At 66.2% G+C, this 17,948-nt stretch carries 14 protein-coding genes; 7 read left to right on the top strand and 7 right to left on the bottom strand.

The window, feature by feature from the left end; translation table 11 throughout:
* The first annotated feature begins 59 nt into the window (after positions 1-59).
* A complete protein-coding gene (locus M3I53_RS00445) occupies positions 60-2,057 on the top strand; it encodes a response regulator (protein ID WP_254314034.1) in 1,998 nt (665 codons plus the stop codon).
* A 78-nt stretch (positions 2,058-2,135) separates the two neighbouring features.
* Here M3I53_RS00445 and mscL read toward each other — a convergent pair whose 3' ends face one another.
* The 4 genes from mscL to mfd all read right to left on the bottom strand — a co-directional run bounded on the left by mscL (position 2,136) and on the right by mfd (position 8,657).
* Positions 2,136-2,582, bottom strand: a complete 447-nt coding sequence (gene mscL, locus M3I53_RS00440) for a large conductance mechanosensitive channel protein MscL (RefSeq protein WP_254314033.1) — start codon at positions 2,580-2,582, stop codon at positions 2,136-2,138.
* 177 nt (positions 2,583-2,759) lie between these two features.
* A complete protein-coding gene (locus M3I53_RS00435) occupies positions 2,760-3,770 on the bottom strand; it encodes a threonine/serine dehydratase (protein WP_254314032.1) in 1,011 nt (336 codons plus the stop codon).
* A 20-nt stretch (positions 3,771-3,790) separates the two neighbouring features.
* Entirely contained in the window at positions 3,791-5,014 is a 1,224-nt protein-coding gene (gene argE / locus M3I53_RS00430; protein ID WP_254314031.1) for an acetylornithine deacetylase, read from the bottom strand.
* 163 nt (positions 5,015-5,177) lie between these two features.
* Positions 5,178-8,657, bottom strand: coding sequence for a transcription-repair coupling factor (gene mfd, locus M3I53_RS00425; RefSeq protein ID WP_254314030.1), 3,480 nt, complete (start codon positions 8,655-8,657; stop codon positions 5,178-5,180).
* 237 nt (positions 8,658-8,894) lie between these two features.
* Here mfd and ispD point away from each other — a divergent pair, with 237 nt between their 5' ends.
* The 3 genes from ispD to M3I53_RS00410 all read left to right on the top strand — a co-directional run bounded on the left by ispD (position 8,895) and on the right by M3I53_RS00410 (position 11,445).
* Positions 8,895-9,614, top strand: coding sequence for a 2-C-methyl-D-erythritol 4-phosphate cytidylyltransferase (gene ispD / locus M3I53_RS00420; RefSeq protein ID WP_254314029.1), 720 nt, complete (start codon positions 8,895-8,897; stop codon positions 9,612-9,614).
* Positions 9,615-9,647: 33 nt separating this feature from the next.
* Positions 9,648-10,127 (top strand): 2-C-methyl-D-erythritol 2,4-cyclodiphosphate synthase, encoded by a 480-nt coding sequence (ispF, locus tag M3I53_RS00415; RefSeq protein ID WP_254314028.1) that lies wholly within the window; start codon positions 9,648-9,650, stop codon positions 10,125-10,127.
* A 172-nt stretch (positions 10,128-10,299) separates the two neighbouring features.
* Positions 10,300-11,445: an acyltransferase gene (locus tag M3I53_RS00410; protein ID WP_254314027.1), complete on the top strand. Its 1,146-nt coding sequence runs from the start codon at positions 10,300-10,302 to the stop codon at positions 11,443-11,445.
* An 18-nt stretch (positions 11,446-11,463) separates the two neighbouring features.
* Here M3I53_RS00410 and M3I53_RS00405 read toward each other — a convergent pair whose 3' ends face one another.
* The 3 genes from M3I53_RS00405 to ompR form a co-directional block, all read right to left on the bottom strand.
* Positions 11,464-12,012, bottom strand: coding sequence for a peroxiredoxin (locus tag M3I53_RS00405; protein WP_069268103.1), 549 nt, complete (start codon positions 12,010-12,012; stop codon positions 11,464-11,466).
* 150 nt (positions 12,013-12,162) lie between these two features.
* Positions 12,163-13,512 (bottom strand): ATP-binding protein, encoded by a 1,350-nt coding sequence (locus tag M3I53_RS00400; protein ID WP_069268102.1) that lies wholly within the window; start codon positions 13,510-13,512, stop codon positions 12,163-12,165.
* Between the two features lie 53 nt (positions 13,513-13,565).
* Entirely contained in the window at positions 13,566-14,300 is a 735-nt protein-coding gene (gene ompR, locus M3I53_RS00395; RefSeq protein ID WP_027814652.1) for a two-component system response regulator OmpR, read from the bottom strand.
* Positions 14,301-14,563: 263 nt separating this feature from the next.
* Between ompR and M3I53_RS00390 the strand changes: the two genes are divergently transcribed.
* The 3 genes from M3I53_RS00390 to M3I53_RS00380 all read left to right on the top strand — a co-directional run bounded on the left by M3I53_RS00390 (position 14,564) and on the right by M3I53_RS00380 (position 17,935).
* Positions 14,564-14,866, top strand: coding sequence for a hypothetical protein (locus M3I53_RS00390; protein WP_254314026.1), 303 nt, complete (start codon positions 14,564-14,566; stop codon positions 14,864-14,866).
* Positions 14,867-15,125: 259 nt separating this feature from the next.
* The gene (locus M3I53_RS00385; RefSeq protein ID WP_254314025.1) at positions 15,126-16,634 is read left to right on the top strand and encodes a DUF1800 family protein; all 1,509 of its coding nucleotides are present in this window, start codon (positions 15,126-15,128) and stop codon (positions 16,632-16,634) included.
* Positions 16,635-16,702: 68 nt separating this feature from the next.
* Positions 16,703-17,935, top strand: a complete 1,233-nt coding sequence (locus M3I53_RS00380; RefSeq protein WP_254314024.1) for a DUF1501 domain-containing protein — start codon at positions 16,703-16,705, stop codon at positions 17,933-17,935.
* Positions 17,936-17,948 lie beyond the last annotated feature (13 nt).

The raw sequence follows: 17,948 nt of genomic DNA, 5'->3' as shown, positions 1-17,948 counted from the left end.
GAACAACGGCGGGAAGAACGGCGACGAACGGGACCCGTGCCCAAAGGGATGCTTCGCGCATGACCGAGGAACCCACGATGCTGGACGGCGCGCGGGTGCTGGTCGTCGACGACGACGAAGGCATCCTGCGCCTCGCCCGCAAATCGCTGCTGCGCGCCGGTGCGCGCGTGGACACCTGCACGGGTGTCGGTGAGGCGCGCGCGCTGCTCGCTGTGCAGACGCCCGATGTGCTCGTGCTCGACTATCAGCTCGATGGCGCGGAAACGGGCCTCGACTTCTTCCGCCGCCTGCGTGCCGACGACGTGCGTGTGCCGGCCATTCTCGTGACCGGCTTCACCGACGAATCCCGCGTGATCGCCGCGTTGCGCGCGGGCGTCTCGGACGTGGTGCCGAAATCGGGCGACTATCTCGACTATCTGCCTGAAGCCGTCGCGCGCGTGCTCTCGCAGGTGGCGCTGCAGCGCGCCTCCGACGAAGCGCTGCTGCTGCGCGACCGCGAAGAGCACTACCGCACGCTCTCCGAAGCCTTGCCGCACCTCGTGCTCACCTGCGGCTCGGACGGCAATTGCGACTTCGTCTCGAAGCAGTGGCTCGACTACACGGGTCTCGACGCGGGGCAGTCGCACGGTCTCGCCTGGCTCGACGCCGTGCATGCCGGCGATCGCGAGGAGATTCGCCGCACGTGGCTCAAGGCCGTGAGCAGCGGCGCCGCCGATTATCGCCACGAGTTGCGGATTCGCCGCCACGATGGTCTCTACCGATGGTTCGATGTCCGAATTGTTCCGATGCGCGACCCGCGCGGCGGCGTCAACAAATGGTTCGGCAGTTGCACTGACATCGATGCACAGCGCGAAGCGACCGAGGAGCGCGAGCGCCTGCTCGCCTCAGAGCAGGCCGCGCGGCAGACCGCCGAAGAAGCCAACCGCGCGAAAGACCGCTTCCTCGCCATGCTCTCGCACGAACTGCGCACGCCGCTTACGCCGGTGCTCGCGGGCACGCGTCTGCTGGAGCAGATCCCGGGCCTGCCCGATGCGGCGCGCGCGGGCGTGCTGATGATCCGCCGCAATATCGAGCTCGAGGCGCGTCTGATCGACGACCTGCTCGATCTCACGCGCGTGGCCAACGGCAAGCTCAGCCTTGCGCTCGAGACCGTCGACGTGCACGAGGTGATCGAGGCCGTGCTCGAACTCTTCCACAGCGAAATTCAGATCAAGCAGCAGGACGTCCACGTCGATTTGCGCGCGCAGCAGCATTACGTGCGCGGCGACCGCGCGCGCCTGCAGCAGATGCTCTGGAATCTCGTGCGCAACGCCGCGAAGTTCACGCCCGACGGCGGCCACATTTATGTGCGCACGCGCGACGAGCGCATGCAGGTGGAAATCGAGGTCGAGGACACGGGCATCGGCATCGCGCCCGAGCAGATTGGCAAGCTCTTTCATGCCTTCGAGCAGGGCAGCCACAATCTCACGCGCCAATTCGGCGGACTCGGTCTGGGCCTTGCTGTGACGCGGGCGCTGACCGAGGCGCACGGCGGGAATGTGAGCGCCAAGAGCCCCGGCGCGCATTGTGGCGCGACCTTCACCATCGTCCTGCCGACTGCGGCGCGGGGCGAGGGGGCCGCGGCGACCGCCGAGCCGCGCGGGCCGCAGCGGGTGGGCGCGCTGAGCATCCTGCTGATCGAGGATCACGAGGACACCGCCGAAGTGATGTCGCAGCTGATGCGTGCGGGCGGCCACGAGGTGGCGGTGGCGGGCAGCGTGGCCGGCGCGCTCGCGCTCACGGCCAGCATGGCCTTTGACCTCGTGGTGAGCGACATCGGCCTGCCGGATGGCTCGGGCATCGACTTCATCCGGGCGTTTCGTGCGCAATCAACGGCGCCCGCCGTTGCGCTTACCGGCTTCGGCACCGACGACGACGTGCGCCGCAGCGTCGAAGCGGGCTTCACCGCGCATCTCACGAAACCCGTCAACTTCGAGCAGCTCGAACGGCTCATTGAAGAGGCCGCAGCCGCGCGCAGCACGGCGGCCGAGCCCGATTCCGCCGCGCCGCGTCCCTGACCCTGCGTGGATCCGGGCACAAAAAAGCCCGCGCGGCCTTGCGGCGGCGCGGGCTTTTGTCCGGACGCTGCGTGCGGATCAGCGCGGATTGTTCTGCAACGAGTCGCGGATCTGGCGCAGCAGCAGCACGTCTTCGGGTGTGGGCGGCGGCTCGGCGGGCGCGGCGGCTTGCGGCTGGCGCAGCTTGTTGATGAACTTCACCATCAAAAAGATGATGAACGCGAGAATGACGAAGTTGATCACCGCGGTGATAAACGAGCCATAGCCGAACACGGCCACGCCCGCGGTCTGCAGATCCTTGTACGACTCGGGGTTGCCTTTGTAGCTGGCCGGAATGTGGCCGAGTCGCACGAACATGTTCGAGAAGTCGAGGCCGCCCGTGATCACGCCGATGACCGGCATGATGAGGTCTTTCACGATCGAGTTGACAATGCTCGAAAACGCGCCGCCGATGATCACACCCACGGCGAGATCCATCACGTTGCCTTTGACGGCGAATTCCTTGAACTCCTGGACGATGCTCATGAGCGGGCTCTCCCTGAATGGCGCAGCACGGGGCTGGGGTCAATACGGCGTATTGGCGCAATCATAGCGAACGCGTCCGTATCGCGGTAGCAATTTGACATTCCCTGACGGTTTGCCGGGGACCGGCGACGAAGTCCCCGCGAACGCACGAGGCGTGCCCACGGCGCGTGCGCCGCGTTAGCGCGCGAGAGAGATCTGCTGGTGGAAGGTCGCCGGGTCGGTGTTGGTGCCACACAGCAGCACGCCTACGCGCTTGCCTTGCAGCGTGTCGCGCAGCGGTCCGAGCAAGCCCGCCGTGGCGGTGGCGCAAGCGGGCTCCACGGCGAGCTTGAGTTGCTCGAAGAGCACGCGCATGGCGCTGCGCAAGGCGTCGTCGGTGACCGTGACGACGCGCTCGAGATGGCGGCGGCACAGCGTATAGCTGTATTGCTCCGCATGCGGCGCCATGAGCGAGTCGGCGATCGAGTGCATGTGGGTCAGGCGCACCGTGTGGTTCGCGGCGAAGCTGCGGCTCATCACGTCCGAGCCCTCGGGCTCGACGCCATACACGCGCACGCGCGGATTCGCGAGCCGCAAAGCGGTGGCGACGCCCGCAGCGAGCCCGCCGCCGCCGATGGGCACTACGACCGCGTCGAGATCGGGCGCCTGGGTGGCCCATTCGTAGCCGAGCGTGGCCGTGCCAAGTACCGTGCGATAGCCGTTGAAGGGATGCACGAAATAGCGTCCCTCGTCGGTCTCGATGCGGCGCACGATCTCGAACGCCTCGCTGCTGTTGCCCGCCACGACGATTTCCGCGCCAAAGCGCCTGCACTGCGCGACGCGCGCCGCGCTCGCGGTGCGAAAGAGCACGACCTTCGCGCTGATACCGAGGCGCATCGCCGCATAGGCCACCGCAATCGCGTGATTGCCGCCCGAAACGCACGTGACGCCGGCGCTGCGTTGCGCGGCGTCGAGTGCGAGCAGATGCGTGAACGCGCCGCGCACCTTGAAGCTGCCGCTCGACTGCAGCAGCTCGAACTTGAAGTTCACGAGGGTCGCTTCGAGCGTGGACAGATCGTGACGATCGAACACCGGCGTGCGCAGCACCCACGGCGCGAGCGCGAAATGCTGCGAGGCGATCTCGTCGAGCGTGGGGATCGCCTCACCGTCGATCGTGTGACTGGTGGGCAGCGGCGCGGCGGTGGACATGGTGGCGCGCGTCCGGATGGTTACTGTGCCCGGGCTTCGACGGACATGCCGTGCACGAGCTTGCGCAGGAAGCCTTCGCAGGCCGCGAGCTGTTCGAGCGAGACGTATTCGTTGGGCTTGTGCGCCTGCTGGATGTCGCCGGGCCCGCATACCACGCTCGGAATGCCGGCGCGTGAGAAGAGGCCCGCCTCGGTGCCATAGGCCACCTTGCGGCGCGCCTGGTCGGCGGTGAGCGCGCGCACGAGCTGCGTGATCGCGGCCTGCTCGGTGGCGTCGAGGCCTGGTGCGGCGGCGATCTTCGTGAACTCGATCGCGCCCACTGCGTGCTCGCGCTGCATCTTCGGCACGAGCGTTTCGCGCGCGTACTGCTCGATGCGCGCGAAGATCGTCTCGGGGTCGAGCGTCGGCAGATTGCGGAACTCGAACGCGAAGCGGCATTCGGCCGGCACCGTGTTGATGGCGTTGCCGCCTTCGATCGTGCTCGTCTGCGCGGTCGTGAACGGCACGTCGTAAAGCTCGTCGAACGGACCGTTCGCGCGGAACTCGTCGGCCATGTCGCGGATGTAGCAGATGAGGCGCGCCGCGTACTCGATCGCGTTAAGGCCGCGCGGCGTGAGCGACGAATGGGCGGCCTGGCCGCGCACGCAGCACTGGTACGCGTTAATGCCCTTGTGCGCGACGATGGGGCGCATGCTGGTGGGTTCGCCCACGATGCAGCCTTCGGGCTTCACGCCGCGCTTCACGAGCTCTTCGATCATGAGCGGCGCGCCTACGCAGCCCACTTCCTCGTCGAACGAGAGCGCGAGGTGCAGGGGCTTCGCCAGTTTCGTCTGCTGGATCTCGGGCAGGAGCGTCAGCGCCGCGCCGATGAAACCCTTCATGTCGCAGGTGCCGCGGCCATAAAGCAGGCCGTCACGAATCTCGGGCTTGAATGGGTCGCTGTCCCATTTCTGGCCGTCCACGGGCACGACGTCCGTGTGGCCCGAGAGCACGATGCCGCCGTTGGTCTCGCCGTCGTGCGCGGGGATCGTCGCGAACAGGTTGGCCCATTTGCCGTCGCGGCCATAGGTGAGCGTCGACTCGATGCCGCGCGCGCGCAGATCGTCGCGCACCGTCTCGATCAGGCCGAGATTCGGATGGCGGCTGACCGTATCCATCGAAACCAGGCGGGTGACCCAGGGGAGCGAGGCGGGAAGCGAGGCGCAAGGCGTGGACGTTTGCGCTGTTTCAGCGGCGAGGGACATGTTGGACTCCAGCTTGCTTGTATTCTTCATCTTACCCAAAAAGAATGCGGCAAGCCAAAGCGCCTGAAGCCGGCAAGCGCAACGCTCCATTGCGCTTGCCGGTCGTTAACAGGCGATGCCGCGTCGCAGCATCGCATCTGCCGCGACCCCGCTGTTGCAGCGTTCAGCGCGATGCGCCAGCGCGGTTGGGCGCGCCGAGCGCGCGCAACGTTTCCTTCACGGTCGCCACGCGCACCGCGAGATCGGGGCTGCGCGTTTCGATGCGCAGCTTGTCCTGTCCCGCGAGCTTGATGTGCTTGTGCTTCTGCACCATCTCGATGATGCGCATGGCGTCCACTGGCGGATTCGGCACGAACTGCAGGCCAATGACCGCTTCGCCCGCATCGATCTTCGTGATGCCGAGCGGCTTGGCCGCCAGACGCAGGCGGTGCGTTTCGATCAGCGCATGCGCCTGCGCCGGCATCTTGCCGAAGCGGTCGATCAGCTCTTCCTGAATGCCATCGATCGAATCGTCGTGCTCGCAGTTCGCGAGCCGCTTGTAGAGCGACAGGCGTTCCTGCACGTCGCCGCAATAGTCGGCAGGCAGGATCGCGGGCGCGTGCAGGTTGATCTCGGTGGTCGCCGCGAGCGGCGCGTTGAGATCGGGCTCGCGGCCGTCTTTGAGCGCCTTCACGGCGTCGTTGAGCATGTCCGTATACAGCTGGAAGCCGATTTCCTGGATCTCGCCCGACTGCTTGTCGCCGAGCACCTCGCCCGTGCCGCGAATCTCGAGGTCGTGCATCGCCAGATAAAAGCCAGAACCGAGTTCCTCCATCTGCTGAATGGCTTCGAGCCGGCGTTGCGCCTGCTTCGTTAGGCCTTGCGGATCGTGCACGAGCAAATACGCGTACGCCTGGTGGTGCGAACGCCCGACGCGGCCGCGCAACTGGTGCAGCTGCGCGAGACCGAACTTGTCGGAACGGTGGATGAGGATCGTGTTCGCGGTCGGCACGTCGATGCCGGTCTCGATGATCGTCGTACAGAGCAGCACGTTCGCGCGTTGCGCCACGAAATCGCGCATCACGGTTTCGAGTTCGCGCTCGTGCATCTGGCCGTGCGCCACGGCGATGCGCGCTTCCGGCACGAGCGCTTCGAGCATCGCGCGGCGGTTCTCGATGGTCTCGACCTCGTTGTGCAGGAAGTACACCTGGCCACCGCGCTTGAGTTCGCGCAGCATGGCCTCGCGAATCACGCTGTCTTCCTCGCGGCGCACGAACGTCTTGATGGCGAGGCGCTTTTGCGGCGCGGTCGCGATCACGGAGAAGTCGCGCAGGCCTTCGAGCGCCATGCCGAGCGTACGCGGAATCGGCGTGGCGGTGAGCGTGAGCACGTCGACTTCCGCGCGCAGCGCCTTGAGCGCCTCCTTCTGGCGCACGCCGAAACGGTGCTCCTCGTCGATGATGACGAGCCCGAGGCGCTTGAACTGAACATCGGACGAAAGCAGTTTGTGCGTGCCGATCACGATATCGACGGTGCCTTCGTTGATCTGCTGGATCGCGCCGCTCACTTCCTTCGCGGACTTGAAGCGCGAAAGCTCGGCGATGCGCACGGGCCATTCAGAAAAGCGGTCAGTGAAGGTTTGCGTGTGCTGCTCGGCGAGCAGCGTGGTGGGCGAGAGGATCGCCACCTGCTTGCCGCCCATCACGGCGATGAACGCCGCGCGCAACGCCACTTCCGTTTTGCCGAAGCCCACGTCCCCGCACACGAGGCGGTCCATCGGCTTGCCGCTAGTCATGTCGCCGATCACAGCGGCGATCGCGGCGGCCTGGTCGGGCGTTTCCTCGAAGCCGAAACTCTCCGCGAACTTGACGTAGTCGCGCGGCTCGAGCGCGAACGCGTGGCCCTCGCGCGCGGCGCGGCGTGCGTAGAGGTTCAAAAGCTCGGCGGCCGTGTCGCGGATCTGCTGCGCGGCCTTGCGGCGCGCCTTTTCCCACTGGCCCGAGCCGAGCGCATGCAGCGGCGCGCTGTCGGGGTCGGCGCCGCTGTAGCGCGAAATCACATGCAGTTGCGATACCGGCACGTAGAGCTTGCTGCCGTTTGCGTATTCGAGGTGCAGAAACTCGGTGTCGCCTTCGCCGAGGTCCATCGTCACGAGGCCGTGATAGCGGCCGATGCCGTGCTGCGCATGGACCACCGGATCGCCCACTTTCAGCTCGGAAAGGTCGCGCACCATCGAATCGACGTTGCTCGCCTGTTCCTGGCGGCGGCGCCCGGCACGGCGCGCGAGCGGACCGTAAAGCTCGGTCTCGGTGATGACCGCGAGTTCCTCGCCCGGCAGCGCGAAGCCCGTGGTGAGGGGCGCCACGCCCATCGTGAAACGCTCGTCGCTGGTGAGCCAGTCCTCGAAGCTGTCCGCGCCCGCGGGGCGCAAATGGTTGTCGGCGAGCAGCTGCGCGATGGTTTCGCGCCGGCCCGCCGATTCCACCGCGAACAGCACGCGGTTCTTCGTCGTGTCGAGATACGCGCGCAGCGATGCGAGCGGGTCGTCGGCGTGACGGTCGATCGCGAGGTTCGGCAGCGCCGTGGCCCAGCCGCCCGCGCTCGTGGCGGGCAGCACGAGGCGCGCGAAGGGCTTCGCGAACGTGAAGAAGTCCTCGTCGGTCAGGAAGAGGCGCTGCGGCTCCAGGATCGGCCGCTCGCGGTCGTGCGAGAGGAAGTTGTGGCGCTGCTTCGTGTCGTTCGTGAAGCGGCGGATCGAGGCATCGAGGTCGCCCGTGAATACCAGCTGGGCGTTTTGCGGCAGATAGTGGAAGAGCGTCGCCGTCTCTTCGAAAAAGAGCGGCAGGTAGTATTCGATGCCCGCCGACGGCACGCCGTTGCCCATGTCCTTGTAGATCGTCGCGCGGCTCGGATCGCCCTCGAACACCTCGCGCCAGCGGCTGCGAAATGCCGTGCGCGCGGCTTCGTCGAACGGGAACTCGCGGCCCGGCAGCAGGCGTACGTCCTTCACGGGATAGAGGCTGCGCTGGCTGTCCGGATCGAACGCGCGGATGGAGTCGACCTGGTCGTCGAACAGGTCGATGCGGTAGGGCAGCGGCGAGCCCATCGGAAAGAGGTCGATGAGCGAGCCGCGCACGCAGTATTCGCCCGGGCGCACCACCTGGCTCACGTGCTCGTAGCCCGCGAGCGTGAGCTGCGACTTGAGCTTCGCTTCGTCGAGGCGCTCGCCCTGCGAGAACGAGAACGTGTAGGCCGCGAGGAACGAGGCGGGCGGCATGCGGTAGAGCGCCGTGGTGGCCGGTACGATGAGAACGTCGCAGCGGCCTTCGCCGAGATCGTGCAGCGTCGCGAGGCGCTCGGAAACGAGGTCCTGGTGCGGCGAGAACGTGTCGTACGGCAGCGTCTCCCAGTCGGGCAACAGCCGTACGCGCGCCTCGGGCGCGAAGAACGGAATCTCCTGGGCAAGGCGCTGCGCGTCCACGGCGCTAGCGCAGATCACGGCCAGCAGCGGCGCACGGGCGGCGCCGGCGCGCGCGGCCTCGCGGTAGCGGGCGATCAGGAGCGCGTCGGACGAGCCGTGCGTGCCGTCGAACGCGTAGCGCTGCCCCGGCTTGACGACGGCAACGGGGGACGGAGATTGCGAGGAAGCGGCGATATCGGACATGGGCAACAGGGTGGCCGGCGATTATGTCGGCGCTTGTGTCGGTGTGGTGGCCAGTTCAGTTAGGGCACGGTGCAACGCCGGAATATGGGGGCCGGTTTGCGGTCTTCAAGTGAATCCGGCGCGCTTTTCCTTACGTTGCGCGGGCGTTCCAGGGCCGTTTTGCGGGCGTCCGGCGTGCGGGTAAGGGACCTATTATAAAATCCGTCCTTTACTTTGACTCATGCGGCTCGCGACACCGTGACTTCACGCCTCTTTGCCCTGATTCCGTGCGCCGGCACCGGCAGCCGTTCGGGCTCGGCCATGCCGAAACAATATCGAATCGTTGCCGGACGCGACCTCCTGCACTATACGCTTGCCGCTTTTGACGCCTGCAACGAATTCTCGCAGACGCTCGTGGTGCTTTCTCCCGACGATACCCACTTCGACGCCCGGCGCTTCGGCGGCCTGCGCTTTGCGGTGCGCCGCTGCGGCGGCGCCTCGCGCCAGGCTACGGTCTACAACGGCCTCGCCGCGCTCGCCGAATTCGGCGCAACGGGCGACGACTGGGTGCTCGTGCACGACGCCGCGCGCCCCGGCATCACGCCTACGCTGATCCGCGCGCTCGTCGAGGCGCTCAAGGACGACCCCGTGGGCGGCATCATGGCGCTGCCGGTTGCCGACACGCTCAAGCGTGTCGCCCCGAAGGACCCGGCGGCGCCCGGCGCGCATATCGCGCGCACCGAAGCGCGCGACGGCCTCTGGCAGGCCCAGACCCCGCAGATGTTCCGCATCGGCATGCTGCGAACGGCCATCGAGCGCGCCCAGCAAGACGGCCACGATCTCACCGACGAAGCAAGCGCGATCGAATGGCTCGGCCACGCGCCGCGGCTCGTGCAGGGCAGTCTGCGCAACTTCAAGGTGACGTACCCCGAAGATTTCGCGCTCGCCGAAGCGATCCTCAGCCGGCCCGCAGAGTAAGCGCGCCGCAATCCCTTTACCGGAATCCCAAACATGGACATCAGAATCGGACAAGGCTACGACGTGCACGCGCTGGTGCCTGGCCGCCCGCTCGTGCTCGGCGGCGTGACGATCCCCTACGATCGCGGCCTGCTCGGACACTCGGACGCCGACGTGCTGCTGCACGCCATCACCGACGCGCTGTTCGGCGCCGCCGCGCTCGGCGACATCGGCCGCCATTTCCCCGACACCGACAAGCAGTTCTACGGCGCGAACAGCCGCGTGCTGCTGCGCGAATGCCTGCGCCGCGTGCAGGAGGCGGGCTTCACGCTCATGAACGTCGATACTACGGTGATCGCTCAGGCGCCCAAGCTCGCGCCGCACATCGAATCGATGCGCCAGACGATCGCCGAAGACCTGAGCCTGCCGGTCGAGCGCGTCAACGTGAAAGCGAAGACGAACGAAAAGCTCGGCTACCTCGGCCGCAGCGAAGGGATCGAAGCGCAGGCGGCGGTACTGCTGCTGCGCGCGTGAGCACTTCGTCAACCGTCGTTTTGAAGGGCAGAACGGCGCGAGCAGGGCGCGTGCCCGCACCGTACCCGATGGCGATGATTGCAGCTGCAATCATCGCCATTGCTTTTCTTGCGGATTAATTTTCGTTTTTTTTCGTCCCATACTGAACCGGTAACCGGAAGTGGGGAGGACGATGGCTGCAGTTGAAAGACGCGTGAAAGGCCTCGACGGCCTGCGGGCGCTGGCAGTGGTGCTCGTATTCCTCTCGCACAAGGCCCACGTCGACGCGATCGATGCGGGCAAGATCGGCGTCTGGCTGTTCTTTCTGATCAGCGGCTATCTGATCATCGGTGAATTGCATCGCAATCGGGTCCGCATCGAGCAGCACGGCGCGCGCACGGCCGCGCTGCTGTACGTCTTTTTCATGAAGCGCACGCTGCGCATTTTTCCCGTGTATTACCTGCTGCTCGTGGCGCTCACCATCGCGCATGCGAGCTTCTATCAGCGCGATGTCGATCTCGGGCTCGCCTGGCATTTCGTATTCCTCTCCAATTACTGGATCGGCGTGGTGCACGACGGTTGGCCCGGCACCGTGTCGCACTTCTGGAGCCTCGCGGTCGAGCAGCAGTTCTACCTCGTCGCGCCATTCGCGCTACTGTTCGTGCGCGCCTCGCGCCATATGGCGCTCTGCGCGGTGGTCATCGCGGCGGCGGCGTTCGCGCATCTCGCGCTCTACGACGAAGGGGCGATCGCGCCACTCATCTACGCATTCTCGCCGTGGAATTTCGCCATGCTCTCGCTCGGCGGCGCACTCGCGATTGGCGGCGCGCGTGTGCCGTTGCGCCCGGGGGCGTTGAGCGCGGTGTGGTTCGTCGGCGCGTGTGCCGCGATCGCCGGCTTCGCGCTGGCGCGCGCCGATTGTGCTGACTGCGCCGAAGGCGCGACGTGCGCGACGATGCTGCCGGGCTGCTTCGACATCGGGCTCGCGCTCTCGCTCGGCGCGCTGTTCCTGTGGCTCGTGCGTCGTCAGGACAGCGTAGTGGTCGCGGCGCTCGAACTGCGGCCGCTGGCGTATCTCGGCACGATCAGTTACGGCTTCTATCTGTTTCACAACCTCGTGCCGGCGCGCCTTGGCGTGGCGCCGGGGCTCTATGCGAGACTCCATGTACCCGAGGTGGCGCAGCAAGGGCTGGCGCTCGGGCTGCAGTTCGCGCTGGCCGTGCTGCTCGCGCATCTGTCGTGGCAGGTGCTGGAAAAGCGCGTGATCGAGTGGAAGCGACCGCTCGAAACGGCGATACGCAACCGCCTGCCCACCCGCGCGCCGGCGAGCCAGACGTGATGCGCCACGGCGCGAGGCCTATAGCGTCCCGCCGCCGACTTCGCGCCCGTCCGGACACAGCTCGCCGGTCTGCAGCCCGTCGAGCACCCGCAGCACTTCTTCGGCGCTGCGCCCGACGTTGAGATTGTTCACCGTTACATGCTGGATCGTGTTGTCGGGATCGACGATGAACGTCGCACGCAGGGCCACGCCCGCTTCCTTGTCGCGTATGCCGAGCTGATCGATGAGTTCGCCCTTCACGTCGCCGAATGAATAATGATTGAGGCGATCGAGCGTCTTGTCCTCGCGTCGCCACGCGAGCTTCACATACTCGTTGTCGCAGCTGCCGCCCATCACGACCGTTTCGCGGTCATCGAATTCCTTGATGAGCCGTGCGAACGCGACGATTTCGGTGGGGCAAACGAGCGTGAAATCCTTGGGATAGAAATAGATGACCTTCCACTTGTTGGCGAAGGTCTGCTCGGTGATCTCCGTGAACGCCGATTCGCCGTTTTCTTCGGGATGGTTGAAGCCGGGCTTCGCGGCCGTGACGGTAAAAGCTTCGAGTTTGTCGCCGACGGTTTTCATGGCGGAGGTCCTCAGACGAGAGACGGGCCGGGCGGCCCGCTTTGACGCCACGCGCTGCGTGGCGCGCCCACGAAAACGATTGTCGCAGGTGCGGGCGGGGCGTGGTGCGACGGTGCCCCGCCGCCGGGTCTCGCTCAGGAGGGAAGACGCTCAGGCGCCCTTGGCGAGCGGGAACTCGATCGTCACTTCGAGGCCCGGGCCTGGCAGCCGGTTGCGCAGGCGCAGCGCGCCGCGATAGCGGCCCACGAGGCGCTGCACGATGGCCATGCCGAGTCCCGTGCCGTTGGCCTGCGTGCGGGCCGTATCGACGCGGTAAAACGGCCGCGTGACGAGCGGGAGCTGATCCTCGGGGATGCCCGGGCCTTCGTCGACCACCGAGAGCTCGACGCGCGAATGCGAGACGCGCGTTTCGAGCATGATGTGCGGAATGCCGTCGGTTTCGCTCGCGCCGTACTTGCGCGCGTTCTCGATCAGGTTGCCCACGACGCGGCGCATGTCGGTGTCGTCGGCTTCGATCATTGCCGAGGGCGCGAGTCGCGTGATGAGACGCACGCCGTCTTCGCTCGCCATGCGCGCGGCCATCTCGCCGGCAATGACCGAGAGGTCGACGCGCTCGGGCATGCGCTGGGTCGGCCGTGCGTAATCGAGGAAGCGGCCGATGATCATGTCCATCTGCTCGATGTCGTCGATCATCGCGTCCTTGGTGGCCTGGTCGGACGGACTCATCTCCGTCTCGAGCCGCAGGCGCGCGAGCGGCGTGCGCAAATCGTGGGAGATGCCCGCGAGCATCAGCGCGCGGTCGGCCTCCAACTGCTCCAGGTCGCGCACCATCTGGTTGAACGAGCGATTCGTTTCGGCCGCGACGCCCATGCCGCTCTCGGGCAAGGGGGCCGGCGGCTGCCCCGAGCCCAGCATGCGCGCGGACATGGCAAGACGCGCGAATGGCCGGTTCACTAGACTCGTGATGAAGGCCGCCCCGAAGAGAGAGAGCGCAAGCGCAGAGACACCCCAGCCAACCCACTGCAAGCCTGTGACGTTGTCGAGCTGGTCGCGGTCGAGCGCGACCCAGTAGTCGTCTTCGTCGATCTTGAAGCTGATCCACACGCCCGGAATGTCGTTCACGGACTGCGCGATCACTGTGTCGTCGCCAAGCCGCCCGCGGATGTCGTGCTCGATCAGGCGATTGAGCGACTCGTCGGGCTGGAGCTTGTATTTGTCGGTGGTTTCGCGCGGGTACACGCGCACGCCCTCATTGCTCTCGAGATCCTGCAGCAACGCGCGGCGCAGATCGGGATCGGAGTAGAGGAGCGCCGTGCGCGTGAGCTTCACGATCGCGACGAGCTGGAGCGCCACGCGCTGCGCGCGCGGCTCCCGCTCGATCACGCGAAAGCTCTGGAACCACGCGGCGAGACTCACAGCGATGAGAAGGGCGATCAGCAGGAAGGTGCGCCAGAACAGATCGCCGAACGCGAGCGTGAGCAAACGCCGGTCAATCCGCATGGGCCCTTCCCGTTTCAACAGAGGCAGTGCAGACAACTAGACACCATTGAGGATCAGGCGGCGCCGTCGGGAATGAACACGTAGCCGAGGCCCCAGACCGTTTGAATGAAACGCGGGCTGCCCGGATCGGGTTCGATGAGCTTGCGCAGGCGCGAGATCTGCACGTCGAGGCTGCGGTCGAACACTTCGTATTCACGGCCGCGCGCCAGCTCCATGAGCTTTTCGCGTGAGAGCGGCTGGCGCGGATGACGCGCGAACACCTTGAGCACCGAGAATTCGCCCGTGGTGAGCGGAATTTCCTGGCCGGCCTTGGTGAGCGTACGCGTGGCGAGATTCAAGGCGAATTCGCCGAACTCGAACACTTCGGTGGTTTCCGAGGGCGCGCCCGGCAGTTCGGACGGCGCCTGGCGGCGCAGCACCGCGTGAATGCGGGCGACGAGTTCGCGCGGGTTGAAGGGCTTGGGCAAATAGTCGTCGGCACCCATTTCGAGGCCGACGATGCGGTCCACGTCCTCGCCCTTGGCGGTGAGCATGATGATGGGCGTGCGGTCGTTGCTGCCGCGCAGACGTCTGCAGATCGACAGGCCGTCTTCGCCTGGCAGCATGAGGTCGAGCACCAGCAGGTCGAAACGCTCGCGCACCCACAGCTTGTTCATGGCGGGGGCGTTTTCGGCCACATAGACATTGAAGCCTTGCTCGCCGAGGTAGCGGCGCAGCAGGTCCCGCAATCGGGGATCGTCATCGACAACGAGAATTTTGGACGGGTTTTTGGTTTCCATGCCTGGCATCTTAGCGCGATTGGATACTGGTGCGAGTTTGCACCAATTATCAGGTTACAGTCAGTTACAAAATTTACCCGTGCTGTGCCACGACCGCAAGCACCGACAGATAGACTTCTTTACGTAAAGCGGCAGTTCGGTAGATACTTCATTCGACTTTAAAATTCATGCCCGCGCCGAGCCGGGTTCGCACATGTATTCGAGGTAGCCGTTTGCCGCGTCAAGAAGGGAACAAAACGATGGGAGGGGTCAGGCCGACAATGCGCCACACCATGCTTGCACTGGCGCTGGCCGGTGGCGTGGTGGCCGCACTGGAGTCGGTGCCGGCCCGGGCCCAGCCCTCCGCAGACCGCTACGAGAACTCGCAGTCCTCCGCTCGCTCGCCGGGCGGCAAACCGTCGATGCGCCGCGTACGCAGCGACACGATCCCGCGCCCCGCATCGGACATCAACCAGCGTCCCGCAGTTCCCGCCGATCTCGATCAGCGTCGCCGCGACGGCCATATGACGCCTGATGAACGGCGCCTCCTGCGCCAGCACATCGAAGACGCCGTGCGCGAACTGTACAAGCGCTGAACCACGGCGCGCGTAAATGCCGCTCTGCTGCGAAAGTGCTGCGATAACGCTTACGCGATTTTCTCCTCGTACCTCGCACACGCCTTTCTCGTGGCTTTCATGATTATATCGGCATCGAAGCGCGCATTCGTGCACTCGCGCGGCCGAAACGCCCTGAAAAATATCGTAGCAATTGCGCCGTCAACATCCGTTTCATCACAGCCGTTAAGCCGGTACATTTAATGACTGCGCCGGCGGATTCGTCGTGCGCCCATTCATCATGAGCGACTCCAGACGGTCGAGGCCGAACGCGCAGTCTACCGCCCGCGCAGCGGCGCTGGACGACGGCGTGGATGCGCTGCTCGACGCCGACGACGCCCGCCATCTTCTCGTGCGCACGGGCTTCGCGCCGCGCGACAGCGAGGTCGGGTCCTATGTGGGGCTCACGCGAGAGCAGGCTGTCACGCGGCTCGTTGGCAGCGCGCGCAGCGAGGCGCTCACGCCGCTTCCCGCATGGACCGCCGAAGTGCCGCCGAGCCGTGCACAGCGCAGCGCGTGGACTCCCGAAGAACGCCAGCAGGCGCAGCGCCAGCGCGGTGCGCGCTATGACGAATTGCGCGCGTGGTGGCTGCGCGAAATGCTCGTCACGCCTTCGCCGCTGACCGAGCGCATGACGCTCTTCTGGCACAACCACTTCACCTCGGGTCAGGACAAAGTCGGCGAGCCGCAGTTGATGGCCGCGCAAAACGCGCTGTTGCGGCGCGATGCGCTGGGCAGTTTCGCGAGCATGCTGCACGCTGTCGCGAAGGACCCCGCGATGCTGCTTTACCTCGACGGCGCGAGCAATCGCAAGGGCCGGCCCAACGAGAATTTCGCGCGTGAAGTGATGGAACTGTTCACGCTGGGCGAAGGGCAGTACTTGCAGCGCGACGTTGCCGAAGCGGCGCGTGCCTACACGGGTTGGAGTCTCGATCCCGACACCCAGGCGTTCGTCTGGCGCGCCGATTTGCACGACGATGGCGAGAAGACCGTGCTGGGTCGCAGCGGTGCGTTCGATGGCGACCAGGTGCTCGACATCCTGCTCGCGCAGCCGCAAACTGCCCGATATGTGTCGGCGAGACTTTGGCGCGAGTTCATCTCCGCGACGCCCGACGATGCCCAGCTCGCAAGCGTCGCCGATCGTTTTCGCGCAAGTGGCTATGAAGTCGGCGCGGCGCTTCGCGCGCTCTTCACCACTCCTGCGTTCTGGGATGAACGCAATCGGGGCGTGCTCGTGAGTTCGCCGGTGGAGTTCATCGTCGGTACGATGCGGCGCTTCGATGTGGCCTATGGCGATACGCTGCCGTTCGCGCGCCGCTCGGCCGCGTTGGGCGAGAACCTGTTCTATCCGCCGAACGTGAAGGGCTGGCCCGGCGGGGCGTCGTGGATCAACAGCTCGACGCTGCTCGCACGCAAGCAGTTCGTCGAGCAGCTGTTTCGTGCGACGGAAGCAGGGCGCCCGCATGCTGCGACCGCGGCGACGAAGATCGCGGCAAGCATGCCGCAAAACGCGCAGAACCCGCCGAATGCCATGCGGGGTGACGCGTTGCAAGGCGGCATGCGCTTCGATCTGGATGGCTGGCTCTCGCGCTACGGTCTCACCGCCGATGCCACGCCCGGCCTGTCCGCGCAGTTGCAGATGCAGCATGCAGTCCTGCCGCTGGCGCCCGTCGATGCGATTGCGGTTGGCAGCCGTGCGGGTTCATATCTCCAGGCACTGCTGATGGATCCGGTGTATCAGTTGAAATGAAGCATGAACACGAATAGCCGAATCCCCGGCGGCAATGTGCGCCGCCGCACTGACGAGCGAGGCAAGCCATGAAGCGACGCGACTTTCTTGCAGCCGGTGCGACGGCGGCCGCGGTGGCGGGTACTGCGCTATGGTTGCCTCGCACTGCGCGCGCGCAAGGCGCGGCGCCCATGCACCCCGGCACGGCGAGCGGCTACGGGAACCTGCTGATTCTCGTCGAGCTGAAGGGCGGCAATGACGGCCTGAACACTGTCGTGCCGTTTGCCGATCCGCTCTACTACAGCTACCGGCAGACGATTGGCGTGCCGCGCACACAGGCGATACAACTGGACGAGCGCACGGCACTGCATCCGGCGCTCGCGCCGCTCATGCCGATGTGGCGCGCGCAGGAACTCGCCATCGTGCAGGGCGTGAGCTACCCGCAGCCCAATCTTTCGCACTTTCGATCGATCGAGATCTGGGACACGGCTTCGCGCTCCAACGAATATCTGCGCGAGGGCTGGCTCACGCGCGCGTTCGCAAGCGAGCCGGTGCCGCCCGGTTTCGCCGCCGATGCGCTCGTGCTCGGCAGCGCCGAGATGGGGCCGCTCTCGAACGGCGCGCGCGCCATCGCGCTCGTGAATCCGGCGCAGTTTGCGCGCGCGTCGCGCCTCGTCACGCCGGTCTCGCTCAAGGAACGCAATCCCGCGCTCGCGCATATCCTCGACGTCGAGAACGACATCGTGCATGCCGCCGATGCGCTGCGGCCGCGCCCGGGCAATTACGCGCTGACGGCTGCGTTTCCGGCCGGTGCATTCGGCGCCTCGATCAAAACGGCAATGCAGGCGCTCGCCTCGAGCGACAGCCCGCAAGGCGCGCCGGTGCCGGGACGCGGCGTCGCGGTGATTCGTCTGACACTGAACGGCTTCGATACGCACCAGAACCAGCCGCAGCGTCATGCCGATTTGCTGCGCCAGTTCGCCTCGGGCATGGCGGCGATGCGCTCGGCGCTAGTGGAGCTCGGGCGTTGGGACCGCACGCTAATCGTGACGTATGCGGAGTTCGGGCGGCGCGTGCGCGAGAATCAAAGCCGCGGCACCGATCACGGTACGGCTTCGGCGCACTTCGTCGCGGGCGGTCGGGCGGCGGGCGGCCTCTATGGCCAGGCGCCGCAACTCGCGCGGCTCGACGGCAACGGCAACCTGCCGGTGGGGGTCGATTTCAGGCAAATCTATGCGACCGTGCTGGGCCTCTGGTGGGGCCTCGACGCGCAGGCCGTGCTGCAGCAGCGCTTCGAGCCGCTGCCCTTGCTGCGCGCATAGCGCGGGCGCGAGC

Source organism: Paraburkholderia sp. CNPSo 3272 (genome assembly GCF_024206495.1).
GTDB lineage: Bacteria > Pseudomonadota > Gammaproteobacteria > Burkholderiales > Burkholderiaceae > Paraburkholderia.
Note: the sequence above shows the minus strand (reverse complement) of the source record. Positions and strands in the feature narration are given on the sequence as shown.

What these genes read in the sequence shown, in the direction of transcription:
- mscL (WP_254314033.1), bottom strand. Translation starts at nt 2,582, where the DNA reads ATGAGCATCGTCCAGGAGTTCAAGGAATTCGCCGTCAAAGGCAACGTG.
- M3I53_RS00385 (WP_254314025.1), top strand. Translation starts at nt 15,126, where the DNA reads ATGAGCGACTCCAGACGGTCGAGGCCGAACGCGCAGTCTACCGCCCGC.
- M3I53_RS00400 (WP_069268102.1), bottom strand. Translation starts at nt 13,512, where the DNA reads ATGCGGATTGACCGGCGTTTGCTCACGCTCGCGTTCGGCGATCTGTTC.
- M3I53_RS00435 (WP_254314032.1), bottom strand. Translation starts at nt 3,770, where the DNA reads ATGTCCACCGCCGCGCCGCTGCCCACCAGTCACACGATCGACGGTGAG.
- M3I53_RS00405 (WP_069268103.1), bottom strand. Translation starts at nt 12,012, where the DNA reads ATGAAAACCGTCGGCGACAAACTCGAAGCTTTTACCGTCACGGCCGCG.
- M3I53_RS00410 (WP_254314027.1), top strand. Translation starts at nt 10,300, where the DNA reads ATGGCTGCAGTTGAAAGACGCGTGAAAGGCCTCGACGGCCTGCGGGCG.
- M3I53_RS00390 (WP_254314026.1), top strand. Translation starts at nt 14,564, where the DNA reads ATGCTTGCACTGGCGCTGGCCGGTGGCGTGGTGGCCGCACTGGAGTCG.
- ispF (WP_254314028.1), top strand. Translation starts at nt 9,648, where the DNA reads ATGGACATCAGAATCGGACAAGGCTACGACGTGCACGCGCTGGTGCCT.
- mfd (WP_254314030.1), bottom strand. Translation starts at nt 8,657, where the DNA reads ATGTCCGATATCGCCGCTTCCTCGCAATCTCCGTCCCCCGTTGCCGTC.
- argE (WP_254314031.1), bottom strand. Translation starts at nt 5,014, where the DNA reads ATGTCCCTCGCCGCTGAAACAGCGCAAACGTCCACGCCTTGCGCCTCG.
- M3I53_RS00445 (WP_254314034.1), top strand. Translation starts at nt 60, where the DNA reads ATGACCGAGGAACCCACGATGCTGGACGGCGCGCGGGTGCTGGTCGTC.
- ompR (WP_027814652.1), bottom strand. Translation starts at nt 14,300, where the DNA reads ATGCCAGGCATGGAAACCAAAAACCCGTCCAAAATTCTCGTTGTCGAT.
- M3I53_RS00380 (WP_254314024.1), top strand. Translation starts at nt 16,703, where the DNA reads ATGAAGCGACGCGACTTTCTTGCAGCCGGTGCGACGGCGGCCGCGGTG.